Annotated in this window: 15 protein-coding genes; 12 read left to right on the top strand and 3 right to left on the bottom strand. The window is 67.7% G+C overall.

Annotated features, from left to right (window positions below):
- Nucleotides 1-41: 41 nt before the first annotated feature.
- The 3 genes from B8W69_RS08595 to B8W69_RS08585 all read left to right on the top strand — a co-directional run bounded on the left by B8W69_RS08595 (nt 42) and on the right by B8W69_RS08585 (nt 2,869).
- Nucleotides 42-851, top strand: coding sequence for an enoyl-CoA hydratase (locus B8W69_RS08595; RefSeq protein ID WP_085289414.1), 810 nt, complete (start codon nt 42-44; stop codon nt 849-851).
- 27 nt (nt 852-878) lie between these two features.
- Nucleotides 879-2,516: an ABC-F family ATP-binding cassette domain-containing protein gene (locus B8W69_RS08590; RefSeq protein ID WP_085289413.1), complete on the top strand. Its 1,638-nt coding sequence runs from the start codon at nt 879-881 to the stop codon at nt 2,514-2,516.
- Between the two features lie 155 nt (nt 2,517-2,671).
- Nucleotides 2,672-2,869, top strand: a complete 198-nt coding sequence (locus B8W69_RS08585; protein ID WP_085289520.1) for a helix-turn-helix domain-containing protein — start codon at nt 2,672-2,674, stop codon at nt 2,867-2,869.
- Nucleotides 2,870-2,907: 38 nt separating this feature from the next.
- Here the strand turns inward: B8W69_RS08585 and B8W69_RS08580 are convergent, their stop codons facing one another.
- Nucleotides 2,908-3,489 carry a TetR/AcrR family transcriptional regulator gene (locus B8W69_RS08580; RefSeq protein WP_085289412.1) on the bottom strand — a complete coding sequence of 194 codons (582 nt, stop codon included), beginning with the start codon at nt 3,487-3,489 and terminating at the stop codon, nt 2,908-2,910.
- Between the two features lie 24 nt (nt 3,490-3,513).
- Nucleotides 3,514-6,345, bottom strand: a complete 2,832-nt coding sequence (locus B8W69_RS08575; RefSeq protein WP_085289411.1) for an aconitate hydratase — start codon at nt 6,343-6,345, stop codon at nt 3,514-3,516.
- Nucleotides 6,346-6,548: 203 nt separating this feature from the next.
- Between B8W69_RS08575 and B8W69_RS08570 the strand changes: the two genes are divergently transcribed.
- The 6 genes from B8W69_RS08570 (at nt 6,549) to B8W69_RS08545 (ending at nt 12,824) form a co-directional block, all read left to right on the top strand.
- A complete protein-coding gene (locus B8W69_RS08570; protein WP_085289410.1) occupies nt 6,549-7,136 on the top strand; it encodes an Rv1476 family membrane protein in 588 nt (195 codons plus the stop codon).
- Nucleotides 7,137-7,375: 239 nt separating this feature from the next.
- A complete protein-coding gene (gene ripA / locus B8W69_RS08565) occupies nt 7,376-8,821 on the top strand; it encodes an NlpC/P60 family peptidoglycan endopeptidase RipA (RefSeq protein WP_085289409.1) in 1,446 nt (481 codons plus the stop codon).
- A 25-nt stretch (nt 8,822-8,846) separates the two neighbouring features.
- Complete coding sequence (ripB, locus tag B8W69_RS08560) at nt 8,847-9,578, top strand: NlpC/P60 family peptidoglycan endopeptidase RipB (protein ID WP_085289408.1); 732 nt, start codon at nt 8,847-8,849, stop codon at nt 9,576-9,578.
- A 164-nt stretch (nt 9,579-9,742) separates the two neighbouring features.
- Nucleotides 9,743-10,873 (top strand): chaperone MoxR1, encoded by a 1,131-nt coding sequence (gene moxR1, locus B8W69_RS08555; protein ID WP_085289407.1) that lies wholly within the window; start codon nt 9,743-9,745, stop codon nt 10,871-10,873.
- Nucleotides 10,870-11,820, top strand: coding sequence for a DUF58 domain-containing protein (locus B8W69_RS08550; RefSeq protein ID WP_085289406.1), 951 nt, complete (start codon nt 10,870-10,872; stop codon nt 11,818-11,820). Before moxR1 ends, B8W69_RS08550 begins: the two co-directional genes overlap by 4 nt.
- Entirely contained in the window at nt 11,817-12,824 is a 1,008-nt protein-coding gene (locus B8W69_RS08545; RefSeq protein ID WP_085289405.1) for a VWA domain-containing protein, read from the top strand. The genes B8W69_RS08550 and B8W69_RS08545 overlap by 4 nt, the downstream gene beginning before the upstream one ends.
- 19 nt (nt 12,825-12,843) lie before the next feature.
- On the opposite strand, the gene B8W69_RS08540 is transcribed toward B8W69_RS08545, so the two are convergent.
- Complete coding sequence (locus B8W69_RS08540) at nt 12,844-14,394, bottom strand: hypothetical protein (protein ID WP_085289404.1); 1,551 nt, start codon at nt 14,392-14,394, stop codon at nt 12,844-12,846.
- Between the two features lie 96 nt (nt 14,395-14,490).
- Between B8W69_RS08540 and fabG1 the strand changes: the two genes are divergently transcribed.
- Genes fabG1 through B8W69_RS08525 form a run of 3 tightly spaced genes read left to right on the top strand, consistent with a single transcriptional unit; the run spans nt 14,491 to nt 17,166 of the window.
- On the top strand, nt 14,491-15,246 hold the full coding sequence (gene fabG1 / locus B8W69_RS08535; protein ID WP_085289403.1) for a 3-oxoacyl-ACP reductase FabG1: 756 nt from the start codon (nt 14,491-14,493) through the stop codon (nt 15,244-15,246).
- Between the two features lie 43 nt (nt 15,247-15,289).
- Nucleotides 15,290-16,099 (top strand): NADH-dependent enoyl-ACP reductase InhA, encoded by an 810-nt coding sequence (gene inhA / locus B8W69_RS08530; RefSeq protein ID WP_085289402.1) that lies wholly within the window; start codon nt 15,290-15,292, stop codon nt 16,097-16,099.
- A gap of 23 nt (nt 16,100-16,122) precedes the next feature.
- Nucleotides 16,123-17,166 (top strand): ferrochelatase, encoded by a 1,044-nt coding sequence (locus B8W69_RS08525; protein WP_085289401.1) that lies wholly within the window; start codon nt 16,123-16,125, stop codon nt 17,164-17,166.

Below are 17,166 nucleotides of genomic sequence, written 5' to 3'. Positions count from 1 at the left end.
TGCGCGCAGAACCATGGTTAGCTACGCGCTAGGTTGCATGGGTGAGTTTGGTACTGGTAGATCACCCGCGGCCCGGCGTCGCGCTGATAACCCTGAATCGGCCCGAGCGGATGAATTCCATGGCGTTCGACGTCATGCTCCCGCTCAAGGAGGCCCTGGAAAAGGTCACCTACGACAATTCGGTGCGGGTGGTCGTGCTGACCGGGGCCGGTCGAGGCTTCTCCTCCGGCGCCGATCACAAGTCCGCGGGCTCCGTGCCCCACGTCGAAGGGCTGACCCGCCCGACCTACGCGCTGCGCTCCATGGAGATCCTCGACGAGGTCATCCTGGCGCTGCGCCGGCTGCACCAACCGGTGATCGCCGCGGTCAACGGCCCCGCCATCGGCGGCGGCCTGTGTCTGGCCCTGGCCGCCGACATCCGGGTGGCCTCGACCAGCGCGTACTTCCGCGCCGCCGGCATCAACAACGGGCTGACCGCCAGCGAGCTGGGGTTGTCCTATCTGCTGCCGCGGGCCATCGGCTCGTCGCGCGCCTTCGAGATCATGCTGACTGGTCGCGACATCACCGCCGAAGAGGCCGAGCGCATCGGGCTGGTGTCCTGCCAGGTGCCCGAGGAGCAGCTGCTGGACACCTGCTACGCCATCGCCGCGCGCATAGCGGCCTTCTCGCGGCCGGGCATCGAGTTGACCAAGCGCACGCTGTGGAGTGGACTGGACGCCGGTAGCCTGGAAGGGCACATGCAAGCCGAAGGCTTGGGACAGCTTTTCGTCCGCCTGCTCACCGCCAACTTCGAAGAAGCGGTTGCCGCGCGCGCAGAACGACGACCACCGGTGTTCACCGACGACAAATAGGCGTCTTTTCACACAAGGAGAGCGATCGTGATCACGGCCACGGACCTCGAGGTCCGCGCTGGTGCGCGCATCCTGCTCTCCCCGGACGGTCCCGACCTGCGCGTGCAGCCCGGTGACCGCATCGGGCTGGTGGGCCGCAACGGCGCCGGTAAGACCACCACGCTGCGCATCCTGGCGGGCGAGACCGAGCCCTACGCGGGCGCGATCAACCGTGCCGGCGAAATCGGTTATCTGCCACAGGATCCCAAAGAGGGCGACCTCGACGTGCTGGCCCGCGACCGGGTGCTGTCAGCGCGCGGGCTCGACGTGTTGCTGACCGACCTGGAAAAGCAGCAGGCGTTGATGGCCGAGGTCGCCGACGACGACGCCCGCGACCGCGCGATCCGCCGGTACGGGCAGCTGGAGGAGCGTTTCGTCGCCCTGGGCGGCTATGGGGCGGAAAGTGAAGCGAGCCGCATCTGCGCGAGTCTCGGCCTGCCCGAACGGGTGCTGACGCAGCAGCTGCGGACGCTGTCCGGTGGGCAGCGCCGCCGGGTGGAGCTGGCCCGCATCTTGTTCGCCGCATCCGAGGGCGGCGCGGGGATGTCGGGTTCGTCGACCACGTTGCTGCTCGACGAGCCCACCAACCACCTGGACGCGGACTCCATCGGCTGGCTGCGCGACTTCCTGCGCGCGCACACCGGCGGGCTGGTGATCATCAGCCACAACGTCGAACTGCTCGCCGACGTCGTCAACCGGGTGTGGTTCCTGGACGCGGTGCGCGGCGAGGTCGACGTCTACAACATGACGTGGCAGAAATACCTCGACGCGCGGTCCACCGACGAGCAGCGCCGGCGCCGCGAACGCGCCAACGCCGAACGCAAGGCCACCGCGCTGCGCTCGCAGGCTGCCAAGCTCGGCGCGAAGGCCACCAAAGCCGTTGCCGCGCAAAACATGTTGCGCCGTGCCGACCGGATGATGGCCGCGCTCGACGACGAGCGGGTGGCCGACAAGGTGGCCCGCATCAAGTTCCCCAACCCGGCCGCGTGCGGGCGCACGCCGCTGGTGGCGACCGGGCTGAGCAAGTCCTACGGGTCGCTGGAGGTGTTCACCGGTGTCGACCTGGCGATCGACCGCGGCTCGCGGGTGGTGGTGCTGGGCCTCAACGGCGCGGGAAAGACCACCCTGCTGAGAATCCTGGCCGGCACCGAGGCGCCCGACACCGGGGGACTCGAGCCCGGGCACGGGCTGCGGATCGGCTACTTCGCCCAGGAGCACGACACGCTCGACAACGACGCGACCGTGTGGGAGAACATCCGCCACGCCGCACCGGATTCGGGCGAGCAGGACCTGCGCGGCCTGTTGGGCGCGTTCATGTTCAGCGGCCCCCAGCTCGACCAGCCGGCGGGCACCCTGTCCGGCGGCGAGAAGACTCGGCTCGCGCTGGCCGGTTTGGTGGCCTCGACCGCCAACGTGCTGCTGCTCGACGAGCCGACGAACAACCTCGACCCGGCCTCGCGCGAGCAGGTGCTCGACGCGCTGCGCACTTACCAGGGCGCGGTGGTGTTGGTGACGCACGACCCGGGTGCCGCCGAGGCGCTCGACCCGCAGCGCGTCGTGCTGTTGCCCGACGGCACCGAGGACTTCTGGTCCGACGAATACCGGGATCTCATCGAGCTCGCCTGAGTTAATGGCGGCGACCCGCTTCGCCCGGCTGCGCCGCGCTCGCGATCGCCACGACTTCGCAGGCGATTTGGCGAAATCGGCCCGCTACTGACAGCGGCTTCTTACTCTGGGTGCTTGCGATCGTGTCCCGCGTCGGAGGAGCCATGAAGAGAGCACTGCAAAGGTCGGCCAAGACGCGCGACCAGTTGTTGGACGAGCTGCGCCACGCCTACGAAGGCGGCGCCAGCATCCGCAGCCTCGTTGCGAAGACCGGCAGGTCGTACGGGTCGATTCATAGCTTGCTGCGGGAGTCGGGCACCACGATGCGCAGCCGCGGCGGGCCCAACCGGACCGCCAAGGTCGCGCCGGCGTAGCGTCACTGCGAAATCACGTCCCCTTGTTCGCAGTGACGTTACGATCGCTTCTCAGAGTCGTTGCGGCGTACCGAGTTTTCCACCAGGTCCAGGACCGCGGATAGGCGCTGCGGGTCCTCGCCGGACGCCGACCGGGCCACCAGGCCGTCGAGCACCAGTTCCAGATAGCACTGCAGCACGTCGCCGGGCACGTCGTCGCGCACCCGGTGCGCCTCCGTCTGCCGGCGCAACCGATCGGTGGTCGCCGCCGCCAGCTCGGCCGAACGTTCCGCCCATCCCCGGCTGAACGCGGAATCGTTGCGCAGCTTGCGCGCGATCTCCAATCTGGTGGCCAGCCAGTCGAACTGGTCCGGCGCGGCCAGCATGTCGCGCATCACCTGGATGAGTCCCGCGCGGGAAGCCACGTCGGCCATCCGCTCGGCGTCCTCGTGGGCAAGGGCGAAAAACAGCGCGTCCTTGTCCCGGAAGTGGTGGAAGATCGCGCCGCGCGACATCCCGATCGCCTTCTCCAGCCGGCGCACCGTCGCTTGCTCGTAGCCGTATTCGGCGAAGCATCGGCGGGCGCCGTCGAGGATCTGGCGGCGTCGAGCCGCCAGATGGTCCTCGCTGACCTTGGGCACTGGGTGACTGGATTCGGGCCGGGACTAGCCGGACTTGAGCATGTTGCGCAGCACGTACTGCAGGATGCCGCCGTTGCGGTAGTAGTCGGCCTCGCCGGGGGTGTCGATGCGCACCACCGCGTCGAACTCGATGTCGTCCCCACCGTCCTTGCTGGCCTTGACGTGCACCGTCTTTGGCGTCTTGCCGTTGTTGAGCTCTTCGATCCCGGTGATGTCGAACACCTCGGTGCCGTCCAGGCCCAGGTCGGTGGCCGACTTGCCGTCGGGGAACTGCAACGGGATCACGCCCATGCCGATCAGGTTGGAGCGGTGGATCCGCTCGAACGATTCGGTGATCACTGCGCGGACGCCCAGCAGCCGCGTTCCCTTGGCGGCCCAGTCTCGGGACGAACCCGATCCGTATTCCTTACCGCCCAGCACCACCAGCGGAATATTCTGTGCCGCATAGTTTTGCGCGGCGTCGTAGATGAACGCCTGCGGAGCGCCGTCCTGGGTGAAGTCGCGGGTGTAGCCACCCGAGACGCCATCGAGTAATTGGTTGCGCAGCCGGATGTTGGCGAACGTGCCGCGGATCATCACCTCATGATTGCCGCGCCGCGAACCATAGGAGTTGTAGTCCTTGCGATCCACGCCGTGCTCGTCGAGGTACTGCGCGGCCGGGGTGCCCGGCTTGATGGCGCCGGCGGGGGAGATGTGGTCGGTGGTGACCGAATCGCCCAGCAGCGCCAGCACCCGGGCGCCGGTGATGTCGGCGACCGGCTCGGGCTTGGCCGGCATGCCGTCGAAGTACGGGGGCTTGCGGACGTAGGTCGAATCCGGGTTCCACTCAAAGGTATTGCCGCTCGGGGTGGGCAGGTTGCGCCACCGCTCGTCGCCCTTGAACACGTCGCGGTAGTTCTTGGTGAACATCTCGGAATTGATCGCCGAGGCGATGGTGTCGGAGACGTCCTGCTGCGACGGCCAGATGTCTTTCAGGAAGACGTCGTTGCCCTCTTTGTCCTTACCGAGCGGCTGGGATTCGAAGTCGAAGTCCATGGTGCCGGCCAGCGCGTAGGCGACCACCAGCGGTGGCGACGCCAGGTAGTTCATCTTGACGTCGGGGTTGATGCGGCCCTCGAAGTTCCGGTTGCCCGATAGCACGGCGGTCACCGACAGGTCGTTGTCGTTGATGGCCTTCGAGATTTCGTCGGGCAGCGGACCGGAGTTGCCGATGCAGGTGGTGCAGCCGTAGCCGACCAGGTAGAAGCCGAGCTTCTCCAGATACGGCCAGAGGCCGGCTTTGTCGTAGTAGTCGTTGACCACCTGCGAGCCGGGCGCCATAGTGGTCTTCACCCACGGCTTGGACGCCAGTCCCTTTTCGACGGCGTTGCGGGCCAGCAGCGCGGCGCCCAGCATCACCTCGGGGTTGGAGGTGTTGGTGCACGACGTGACCGCGGCGATCACCACCGCGCCGTGGTCGAGCACGAATTCGCCTCGCTCGTCGGACTTTACAGTCACCGGGTTGCTCGGGCGGCCCTTGGCATGTGCGGCCGCCGAGTGCACCTCGGGGACGTCGTCGGCGTGTCCGTTCGACACCGCGCCGGGATCGCTGGCCGGGAAGGTCTCCTCGACCGCCTCGTCCAGCTTCGAGTAGCCCTGGTGGCCGTCCGCGTCGCCGTCGACGTAACTGAGGATCTGGTCGCGGAAGGTGGACTTGGCCGCCGACAAGGCAATTCGGTCCTGCGGACGCTTCGGTCCGGCGATCGACGGCACCACCGTGGAGAGGTCGAGCTCGAGGTACTCAGAGAAGGCGGGCTCGTGGTCGGGGTCGTGCCACAGCCCCTGCTCTTTGGCGTAGGTCTCCACCAGTGCCAGTTGCTGTTCGGGGCGGCCGGTGAACCTGAGGTAAGAGATGGTCTCCTCGTCGATGGGGAAAATGGCTGCGGTGGAACCGAATTCGGGGCTCATGTTGCCCAGCGTGGCGCGGTTGGCCAGCGGCACCTCGGAAACACCCTTGCCGTAGAACTCGACGAACTTGCCGACGACACCGTGCTTGCGCAGCATCTCGGTGACGGTCAGCACGACGTCGGTGGCGGTGACGCCGGCCTGAATCTCACCGGTCAGCTTGAAGCCGACCACGCGCGGGATCAGCATCGACACCGGCTGGCCCAGCATCGCGGCCTCGGCCTCGATGCCGCCTACGCCCCAGCCCAGCACGCCCAGGCCGTTGACCATCGTGGTGTGCGAGTCGGTTCCCACACAGGTGTCGGGGTAGGCGGTCAGATTTCCCGCGTCATCCGCTCGGGACATCACGACACTGGCCAGGTACTCGATGTTGACCTGGTGCACGATGCCGGTGCCCGGGGGCACCACCTTGAAGTCCTTAAAAGCTCCCTGGCCCCAGCGCAGGAACTGGTAGCGCTCGCCGTTGCGCTGGTACTCGATCTCGACGTTGCGCTCGAACGCGTCGGGGGTGCCGAACAGGTCGGCGATCACCGAGTGGTCGATCACCAAGTCGGCGGGCGCGAGCGGGTTGACCTTCTCCGCGTCGCCGCCGAGGTCGACGATGGCCTCACGCATGGTGGCCAGGTCGACGATGCAGGGCACCCCGGTGAAGTCCTGCATCACCACGCGGGCGGGCGTGTACTGGATCTCAATGCTGGGTTCCGCCTTGGGATCCCAGTTCGCGATGGCCTCGATGTGGTCTTTGGTGATGTTCGCGCCGTCCTCGTTGCGCAACAGGTTCTCGGCCAGCACCTTGAGGCTGTAGGGGAGCTTTTCGGTGTTGGGGACGGCGTCGAGACGATAGATCTGGTAACTCTGGTCGCCGACCTTGAGGGTGTCGCGGGCTTCGAACGAATTCACAGAATCAGTCACTTCAAACTCCAGAGTCTTTAGTTCTCCCACCGCGACGGGCTGGCGTCGGCGGGTCGTCCAAACGATGAGGCCAACTTTAACAGTACGCTTGTCCTGCATTACGACGGCACTCGTGACTTCAGTCTTATCGCCGCGGCCGCCGGTTTAAACCCCCGACGGTGAAGTCGCGTACGGTGCCTCTAGCACTACCGCAGGAGGCGCAGATGACCGGGCACGATTCGTTCGTTGCACCGCTACCGCAGGACACCGTGTTCTCGCACTCGACGCTGCCGCTCTACATTCCGGTGGACGTCGACATGACCTTGGTGAAGGCTCAGGTCGCCGCCACCGGGGTCAGCGCCCCGCCGTCGGCGATGCCGGGACTGCTCGACGTGGTCAACCGGGCGCACGCCGACGGCATCAACCTCAAGATCGTGCTGCTCGACCACAACCCCCCGAACGACACCCCGTTGCGCGACATCTCGACGGTGGTCGGCGCGGACTATCACGACGCGACGGTGCTGACGCTCAGCCCGAGCTACGTCGGCAGCTACAGCACGCAGTTCCCCCGCGTCACGCTCGAGGCCGGCGAGGACATCGCCAAGACCGGCAACCCGGTGGTCTCCGCGCAGCATTTCCTGCATGAGTTGGAGACGCCCGAGTTTCCCTGGACCGGGCTGACGATTTTCCTCTTGATCGCCGTCTTCGCGGCGGCGGTCGGCACCCGGTTGTTGCAGCTGCGTAGCAAGCGCACAGCAACGACCGACGACACCGCGGCCACCCCGGCCGCCGACACCAATACCGCGGTGTAATCACCGGTATTCGCTTCTTCGGGTTCCGTCGACGAACCCTCGCGGCCGACTGCGGCAAACCGGGCAGGTCACTGTTCGGTCACATTAAACGCACGTAGAGAGTGCGATTTCGGTGGAGCGTTTGCACGCCCACCGGTGTGACGTACGGTGCAAATGATGCTGGTGTTGTCTTTGGCGCCTTTCGGGGAACCTGTGGCTGGCGCCACCCGTCGTGTTGAGCCGTAGGAGACCTGAGTCGAATGAGACGCACACGCTGGGGGTCTTCTGCGCGACCGGCCGCAAGGCTGGTGCGGCCCGTCGTCCCATTCGTTTTGAGCCTGGCGCTGCTGATCGCGACGCCGGGCCTCGCGGAGGCCGACCCCACCGCCGACAACCTGGCCGCACTCATCGCCGACGTCGCCAAGGCCAACCAGCGGCTGCAGAACCTGAGCGCCGAAATCCAGACCGAGCAGGAAAGCGTCAACAAGGCTCTGGTCGACGTGGAGACCGCGCGGGACAACGCGGCCACCGCCCAGCACGATGTGGAGACCAGCCAGCAGGCGGTCAAAGACGCCAACATCGCCATCGCCGGGGCGCAGCGCCGCTTCGACACGTTCGCCGCGGCCACCTATATGAACGGTCCGTCGAACAGCTACCTGACGGCGAGCAGTCCCGACGACATCATCGCGACCGAAGCGGCCGCCAAGAACCTGACGACGAGCTCGCAGACCGTGATGGCCAAGCTGCAGCAGGCCCGCACCGAGCAGGTGAACAAGGAATCGGCGGCGCGGCTGGCCAAGCAGAATGCCGATAAGGCCGCCGCCGACGCCAAGTCCAGTCAGGACGCGGCGGTGGCGGCGCTGACCAACTCCAAGCAGAAGTTCGACCAGCAACGCGAAGACATCATTCGCCTTGCCGCCGAACGGGATCAGGCTCAGGTCAAGCTCGAAGCGGCCAAGCGCGAGGCCGCACGTCTTTGGGCCGCCGGTGCGGGCGGGCCCGGAGCGCCCGCGTCGGGTGACCGGTGGGAGACCGGATCGGGCGCGCCGGCGCCGTCGTCCGGGGGCCGTCAGTGGGATGGCGCCTGGGACCCGACGTTGCCGATGATCCCGAGCGCCAACGTTCCCGGCGACCCGATCGCGGTGATCAACCAGGTGCTCGGCATCTCGGCCACCTCGACTCAGGTCACCGCCGGTCTGGGCCGTAACTTCCTGCAGCAGATGGGCATCCTCAAGCCCGACGACACCGGCATCACCAACGCGGCGCCCGGTGGCGTCGGCGGGCGCATCCCCCGGGTGTACGGCCGGCAGGCCACCGAATACGTGATCCGGCGCGGCATGTCGCAGATCGGCGTGCCCTACTCCTGGGGCGGCGGCAACGCGGCCGGCCCGAGCAAAGGCATCGACTCCGGGGCCGGCATCACCGGCTTCGACTGTTCGGGTCTGGTGCTGTACTCGTTCGCCGGGGTGGGCATCAAGCTGCCGCATTACTCGGGCTCGCAGTACAACCTGGGCCGCAAGATCCCGTCCTCACAGATGCGCCGCGGCGACGTCATCTTCTACGGGCCGGGCGGCAGCCAGCACGTCACGATCTACCTCGGCGACGGCCAGATGCTCGAGGCCCCCGACATCGGGTTGAAGGTCCGCGTCGCCCCGGTGCGCACCAGCGGCATGACGCCCTACGTGATCCGATACATCGAGTGGTGATCGCGTGAGTACTGAACGAGGAGCCATGCCCCGCAATCGGTTTCGTCTCATCAACTTCGCCTGGATCACCGCGGTGGTGTCCGGGCTGATGTTTTCTGCGGCGCCGGCCCCTCTCGCCGGTGCCGACCCGGGCCAGTGGGACCCCACCCTGCCGGCCCAGATCAGCGCCGGTGCGCCCGGCGACCCGCTCGCGGTCGCCAACGCCTCGCTGCAGGCCACTGCTCAGGCCACCCAGACCACGATGGATCTGGGCAAGCAGTTCTTGAGCGGCCTCGGGATCAATCTCGGTGGCGATCCTCCCGCCGCGGCGGCCACTCCCAGCAATCCCGGCGCCAAGATTCCGCGGGCGAACGGCAGGCAGGCCATCGAGTACGTGATCCGCCGGATGGGCTCGCAGATGGGCGTGCCGTATTCGTGGGGCGGTGGCTCGCTGGACGGTCCGAGCAAGGGCGTCGGCGACGGCGCCAACATCACCGGCTTCGACTGCTCGGGCCTGATGCGGTACGGGTTCGCCGGCGTCGGCGTGCTGATCCCGCGGTTCTCCGGTGACCAGTACAACGCCGGGCGCCACATCCCGCCGGATCAGGCCCGGCGCGGCGACCTGATCTTCTACGGCCCGGGCGGCAGCCAGCACGTCACCATGTACCTGGGCAACGGCCAGATGCTCGAGGCGTCGGGCAGCGCCGCCAAGGTTACGGTCAGTCCCGTTCGTAAGCCCGGGATGACCCCGTTCCTGACCAGGATCATCGAGTACTGACCCCACCTGCGGTTGGGCGGGCCACCCCCGGGCCGGTGCACCAGCGTCGACGGAATTCGGCGGGCCTGGAATAGTTGGACGCGGACACGTCGCCACGACGTCGGTCGTGCCAGCAGTCGTGTCCGAATGAGCTTTGTCGGTTGAGCGGTGGAAGGTAGCAGTTCATGACAGCAGCAGGTGGGCCGCCGCTAGGCGCCAGCGGTTACTCGGGCCCGGGCGGGCAAACCGGCCCGGCTCACGAAGCACCGACGGGCGGTGGCAACGGACTGGCCGCCGAGGTGCAGACCCTGGAACGGGCCATCTTCGAGGTCAAACGCATCATCGTCGGCCAGGACCAACTGGTGGAGCGGATGCTGGTCGGCCTGTTGTCCAAGGGGCACGTGCTGCTCGAGGGTGTGCCCGGTGTGGCCAAGACGCTGGCCGTCGAGACGTTCGCCAAGGTGGTCGGCGGGACGTTCGCGCGCATCCAGTTCACGCCCGACCTGGTGCCCACCGACATCATCGGTACCCGCATCTACCGGCAGGGCAAGGAAGAGTTCGACACCGAGCTCGGCCCGGTCGTGGTCAACTTCCTGCTCGCCGACGAGATCAACCGTGCCCCGGCGAAGGTGCAGTCGGCGCTGCTGGAGGTCATGCAGGAGCGCCACGTGTCGATCGGCGGCAAGACCTTCCCGCTGCCCAACCCGTTCCTGGTGATGGCGACGCAGAACCCGATCGAGCACGAGGGTGTGTACCCGCTACCCGAAGCGCAGCGCGACCGCTTCCTGTTCAAGATCAACGTCGGCTACCCGTCGCCGGAGGAGGAGCGGGAGATCATCTACCGGATGGGCGTGCGCCCGCCGGAGCCCAAGCAGATCCTGAACACCGGCGACCTGCTGCGGCTGCAGGACATCGCGGCCAACGTTTTCGTCCACCACGCGCTGGTCGACTACGTGGTGCGCGTGGTCACCGCCACGCGGCACCCCGAACAGCTCGGCATGAACGACGTCAAGACGTGGATCTCGTTCGGGGCGTCCCCGCGTGCCTCGCTGGGCATCATCGCGGCGTCCCGGTCGCTGGCGCTGGTCCGCGGTCGTGACTACGTGATCCCGCAGGACGTGGTGGACGTCATCCCCGACGTGCTGCGCCACCGGCTGGTGCTCACCTACGACGCGCTGGCCGACGAGATCTCACCGGAGATCGTCATCAACCGGGTGCTGCAGACGGTTGCCCTGCCTCAGGTGAATGCCGTGCCGCAGCAAGGTCATTCGGTGCCCCCGGTGATGCAACCCGCCGGCGCGGCCAGCGGTCGGTGACCGACCCCAAGCGGCCGGTGGTCCATCCGCCATCGATGCAGCGGGGTCAGATCGTTGACCCCAAGCTGGCGGCGGCGCTGCGCACGCTCGAACTCACCGTCAAACGCAAGCTCGACGGTGTGCTGCACGGCGATCACCTCGGCCTGATCCCGGGGCCGGGCTCGGAGCCGGGGGAGTCGCGCGAGTACCAGCCAGGCGACGACGTCCGCCGGATGGACTGGGCCGTCACCGCGCGCACGATGCACCCGCACGTGCGGCAGATGATCGCCGACCGCGAGCTGGAAACCTGGCTGGTGGTCGACATGTCGGCCAGCCTGGACTTCGGTACCACCGTGTGCGAAAAGCGGGACCTGGCCGTCGCGGCCGCGGCCGCGATCACCTTCCTCAACAGCGGGGGCGGCAACCGGCTCGGCGCGATCGTCTCCACCGGCGCCAACATCACCCGGGTGCCCGCCCGCTCCGGGCGCCAGCACGAGCAGACGCTGCTGCGCACCATCGCCACCACGCCCCGGGCCCCGGTCGGGGTGCGCGGCGATCTGGCGACGGCGATCGACGCGTTGCGCCGTCCGGAACGCCGCCGCGGCATGGCGGTGATCATCAGCGACTTCCTGGGGCCGATCAACTGGATGCGGCCACTGCGGGCCGTCGCCGCCCGGCACGAGGTGCTGGCCGTCGAGGTGCTGGACCCCCGTGACGTCGAGCTGCCCGACATCGGCGACGTGGTGCTGCAGGACGCCGAGTCCGGCGTCACCCGCGAGTTCACCATCGACGCTCAGCTGCGCGACGATTTCGCCAAGGCCGCCGCGGCGCACCGTGCCGACGTGGCGCGCACCATCCGCAGCTGCGGGGCCCCGATCCTGACGCTGCGCACCGACCGTGACTGGATCGCCGACATCGTGCGCTTTGTCGAATCCCGCCGGCGCGGTGCATTGGCAGGGCGGCAGTGACATTGCCGCTACTCGGCCCAATGTCATTGTCGGGCTTTGAACATTCGTGGTTCTTTCTGTTCCTGCTTGTCGTTGTCGGACTGGCCGCGCTCTACATCCTGATGCAGCTGGCGCGACAGCGGCGCATGCTGCGGTTCGCCAACATGGAGCTGCTGGAAAGCGTCGCCCCCAAACGGCCACCCAAGTGGCGGCATGTGCCGGCGATTCTGCTCATCGCGTCGCTGGTGCTGTTCACCATCGCGATGGCTGGCCCGACGAACGACGTCCGGATTCCCCGCAACCGCGCGGTGGTGATGCTGGTCATCGACGTCTCGCAATCCATGCGCGCTACCGACGTGCAGCCCACCCGGATGGCGGCCGCCCAGGAAGCCGCCAAGCAGTTCGCCGACGAGCTGACCCCGGGCATCAACCTCGGGCTGATCGCCTACGCCGGGACCGCGACGGTGTTGGTGTCGCCGACGACCAACCGCGAATCGACCAAGACCGCGCTGGACAAGCTGCAGTACGCCGATCGCACCGCGACCGGGGAGGGCATCTTCACCGCCCTGCAGGCCATCGCGACGGTGGGAGCGGTGATCGGCGGCGGCGACAAACCGCCGCCGGCGCGCGTCGTGCTGTTCTCCGACGGCAAGGAGACGATGCCGACCAACCCGGACAACCCGAAGGGTGCCTTCACCGCCGCGCGCACCGCCAAGGACCAGGGCGTGCCGATCTCGACCATCTCCTTCGGCACCCCGTACGGCTTCGTCGAGATCAACGACCAGCGCCAGCCGGTGCCCGTCGACGACGAGACGCTGAAGAAGGTCGCCCAGCTCTCGGGTGGAAACGCTTACAACGCAGCGTCATTGCAGGAACTGAAATCCGTGTACGCGACGCTGCAGCAGCAGATCGGCTACGAGACCATCAAGGGCGACGCCAGCGTGGGCTGGGTGCGGCTGGGTGCGGTGGTGCTGGCGCTCGCCGCACTGGCGGCGTTGCTGATCAACCGGCGCCTACCGACCTAGCGTTCGGCCGAGGTGACCGTCAGCCGGCGGCAATGATCGCCGAGGGCGGGTAAGACGCGGGGATCGGATTGAGATTCGGCACCACGGGGACGCCCGGCGCCACCGGGTCGACGCGACTGAGCGTGAAGCGCGCCCCGCCGGCCAGTTCCTGCGGCGTGCACATGAACTCCGGGGTGGCCTGGAGCCGCCAGCGTTCCTGCGCCAGGCAGGCGCGCTGTCCTTCCCGGGTGGCGGCGTCGAGGAGCGCGAGCGCGTCGGCCCAGGATTCGTCGGTGCGTGTCTGCAGCACGAGCGGCTTACCGTGGGCGTGCGCGACCAGGTAGTCGAGTGCGACCGGCACGCCCGCCAGCTCGTCGCGGTCTCGGCGCAGGGAGTCCGTGGTGAGCGCGAGCACCACCCCGACCGCCAGGCTGACAGCCGCGACGCCGGCCGTCAGGCGGCGGGCGACCAGCACTTGCCGCGACATTGCCAACACCACCAGCGCCGACGAGCCAAGGATGAGCAAAACCAGCGGCAACGCGTAAGAAAAGACGCCGATGTACGACTGCCAGAGATGGTCCACGCCGTACCAGCAGTAGAAGGCGAACAGCGCGGTGGCCAATGCGGTGACCCGAAACAGCCGGCGGGAGAAGTCACACACCGCCTCGTCGATGCCGGGGTGTGACAGCTTGCGGACCAGCGCCAGATCCGCCGCGAACAACGCCACCAGGAACACCGCGCCGAGGGCGGGACTCGGGCCCCAGAACTGCACGAGAAATCGCGCGGCCGCGACCGGCGGATTCGGGGCCCGGTGGCCGTAGGCCAGGTACTGCGGAATCTCGCCCGGCCAGTGCAGGGTCACGTTGAGCACCATCGGAAGCAGGAACAACGCCAACACCGCTGAGGCGACCAGCACGTCGCGGCGGTGCGTGAGCAACTGGCGCCGCCGGGGGACGAGCGCCACCAGCGCAAGCAGGGGAACCACGGCCAGGAATTCCGCGTGCCCGTGCACCAGCAGGCCGCCGGCGAGCACCATGATCCACAGGTGGCGCAGCCGTCCGGCCGCCACCGACGCGACCGCGACGAGGTAGAGGAAGAAGGGCGCGAAGCAGGCGTGCGGCATCCAGGTGGAGCAGACCAGCTGGGGGTGCTCGGCGAGGAAGATGAGGGTGATGCCGGCCGCCGTGAGCACTGCCGGTGCCGAGCGCACCCACGAATAGAGGATGGTCAACGCGAGTGCGATCAGCGTCGCGTTGAGTGCCATGATCGCGATCGCCTGACCGTTGTAGGCCGCCGGAACGACGCGGGTCACGTCGTGCAGCAACCATTCGCCGGCGGCCTGCACGTAGAAGAAAGCCGGACCGGGATGGTGGAAACCGACCCTGGAGTAGTGCCCGGTCAGCAGGGCGAAATGCTTGGCTTGCATGGTGAGAATCGAGTTGGCCGCCGGATCTCCGGCCTCGTAGACAGGGTGGCCGAAGAGCCCGTGGTTGCGCACCAGCAGCAGGATGAGCAAGCCGCCGCAGCAAACCGCGAAGAGCGCCGCGGCTCGGGCGTCGATCCGGAAGAGACGGGTCGGGGCTGCGGCCATGAGGCTCAGATCCTAGGGGAGCCACCCCGGGTTCTCGCGTTGCGTCCGCGCTGAGCCGATTGCAGCCCTGGCAGGCCGAGGCGATAAGTTGGCCGGGTGACTGAAGCAGCCACCGAACTCGCCGCCAACGGCGTCAAACCGGCATTCGTATCCCGTTCAGTCCTGGTCACCGGCGGAAACCGGGGGATCGGGCTGGCGATCGCACAGCGGCTGGCCGCCGACGGTCACAAGGTGGCCATCACGCACCGCGGATCCGGGGCGCCCGAGGGACTGTTCGGTGTCGAGTGCGACGTGACCGACAACGACGCCGTCGACCGCGCCTTCAAAGAGGTCGAGGAGCACCAGGGCTCGGTCGAGGTGCTGGTGTCCAACGCCGGCGTCTCCGCGGACGCGTTCCTCATCCGGATGACCGAGGAGAGGTTCGAGAAGGTCATCAACGCCAACCTCACCGGCGCGTTCCGGGTTGCCCAGCGTGCGTCGCGCAGCATGCAGAAGAAGCGGTTCGGGCGGATGATCTTCGTGGGCTCGGTCTCCGGCAGTTGGGGCATCGGTAACCAGTCCAACTACGCGGCCTCCAAGGCCGGTCTCATCGGCATGGCCCGTTCGATCTCCCGGGAGCTGTCCAAGGCCGGGGTGACCGCGAACGTGGTGGCCCCCGGCTACATCGACACCGAGATGACGCGTGCGCTCGACGAGCGGATTCAGGCAGGGGCGCTGGAATTCATTCCGGCGAAGCGGGTCGGCACCGCCGCGGAGGTCGCCGGGGTGGTCAGCTTCCTGGCATCCGAGGACGCGAGTTACATCGCCGGCGCGGTCATCCCGGTCGACGGCGGCATGGGCATGGGCCACTAACTTCAACCCCCACAACGGATTTCGATCAGATTTAAGGACGGACATGGCAGGACTGCTCGACGGCAAACGGATTCTGGTCTCCGGGATCATCACCGATTCGTCGATTGCTTTTCACATCGCCAAGGCGGCCCAGGAGGCGGGTGCGCAGTTGGTGCTCACCGGGTTTGACCGGTTGCGCCTGATTCAGCGCATCGCCGACCGGCTGCCGGAGAAGGCGCCGCTGATCGAACTCGACGTGCAAAACGAGGAACACCTGAACTCGCTCGCCGAGCGGGTGTCGGCCGAGATCGGCGAGGGCAACAAGCTCGACGGTGTGGTGCACTCGATCGGTTTCATGCCGCAGACGGGGATGGGCATCAACCCGTTCTTCGACGCGCCGTACGAGGACGTCTCCAAAGGCATTCACATCTCGGCGTATTCGTATGCCTCGCTGGCCAAGGCGGTGCTGCCGATCATGAATCCCGGCGGCTCCATCGTGGGCATGGACTTCGACCCTAGCCGGGCGATGCCGGCCTACAACTGGATGACGGTGGCCAAGAGCGCGCTCGAATCGGTCAACCGATTCGTGGCGCGCGAGGCGGGCAAGTCCGGTGTGCGCTCCAATCTTGTTGCCGCGGGCCCCATCCGGACGCTGGCCATGAGCGCCATCGTCGGCGGCGCGCTCGGCGACGAGGCCGGTGCGCAGATGCAGCTCCTCGAAGAGGGGTGGGACCAGCGCGCCCCCCTCGGCTGGAACATGAAGGACCCGACGCCGGTCGCCAAGACGGTGTGCGCGTTGCTCTCGGACTGGCTGCCGGCGACGACGGGGACCATCATCTACGCCGACGGCGGCGCAAGCACCCAATTATTGTAAAAGCGGAATTGCTTTAAAGCCTAATGGAATTCGACGCCGTCCTGCTGCTGTCCTTCGGTGGGCCGGAAGGTCCCGAGCAGGTTCGGCCGTTTTTGGAGAACGTCACCCGGGGCCGCAACGTGCCCCCGGAACGTCTCGACAACGTCGCCGAGCACTATATGCATTTCGGCGGGGTGTCGCCGATCAACCGGATCAACCTGGCGCTGATCCAGCAGCTGCGCGCCGAGCTCGAAGGCCGCGGCCTGGACCTGCCGGTCTACTTCGGCAACCGCAACTGGGAACCCTACGTCGAAGACACCGTCGCGACGATGCGGGACAACGGAATTCGGCGGGCCGCGGTATTCACCACATCGGCATGGAGCGGCTATTCCAGCTGCACGCAATACGTCGAGGACATCGCGCGGGCGCGCGAGGCGGCCGGGCCGGATGCGCCCGAATTGGTCAAGCTGCGGCCCTATTTCGACCACCCGCTGTTCGTGCAGATCTTCGCCGACACCATCGGTGCGGCGTCGGGCGCGCTGACCGCCGAACAACAGGCCGGCGCGCGTCTGGTGTTCACCGCGCATTCCATCCCGGTGGCCGCCGACGACCGGCTGGGCCCGCAGCTGTACAGCCGCCAAGTCGCCTATGCCGCAAGCCTTGTGGCGGCCGCCGCCGGATACCCCGAGTACGACCTGGCGTGGCAGTCCCGGTCGGGGCCGCCCCAGGTTCCGTGGCTGGAGCCCGACGTCGCCGACCACCTCGCTGCCTTGGCGCAGGCCGGCACCGAGGCCGTCATCGTCTGCCCGATCGGGTTCGTGGCCGACCACATCGAGGTGGTGTGGGACCTCGATAACGAGCTGGCGGCCCAGGCGGAGGCGGCGGGCGTGACGATGGTGCGGGCCTCGACGCCCAACGCCCACCCGCGTTTCGCGCAACTGGCCGCCGACCTGATCGACGAACTGCGCTACGACCGGCCGCCCGAGAGGGTGGCCGGGCCGGACCCGGTGCCGGGCTGCCTGGCCAGCGCCAATGGCGCACCGTGCCGCCCGCCGCACTGCGCGGCCGGCACCGGCCCTCGGGACTAG

The organism is Mycolicibacterium vulneris, assembly GCF_002104765.1.
Classification (GTDB): domain Bacteria; phylum Actinomycetota; class Actinomycetes; order Mycobacteriales; family Mycobacteriaceae; genus Mycobacterium; species Mycobacterium vulneris.
The sequence above is the reverse complement of the archived record's forward strand: the minus strand, read 5'-3'. Positions and strand labels throughout refer to the sequence as shown.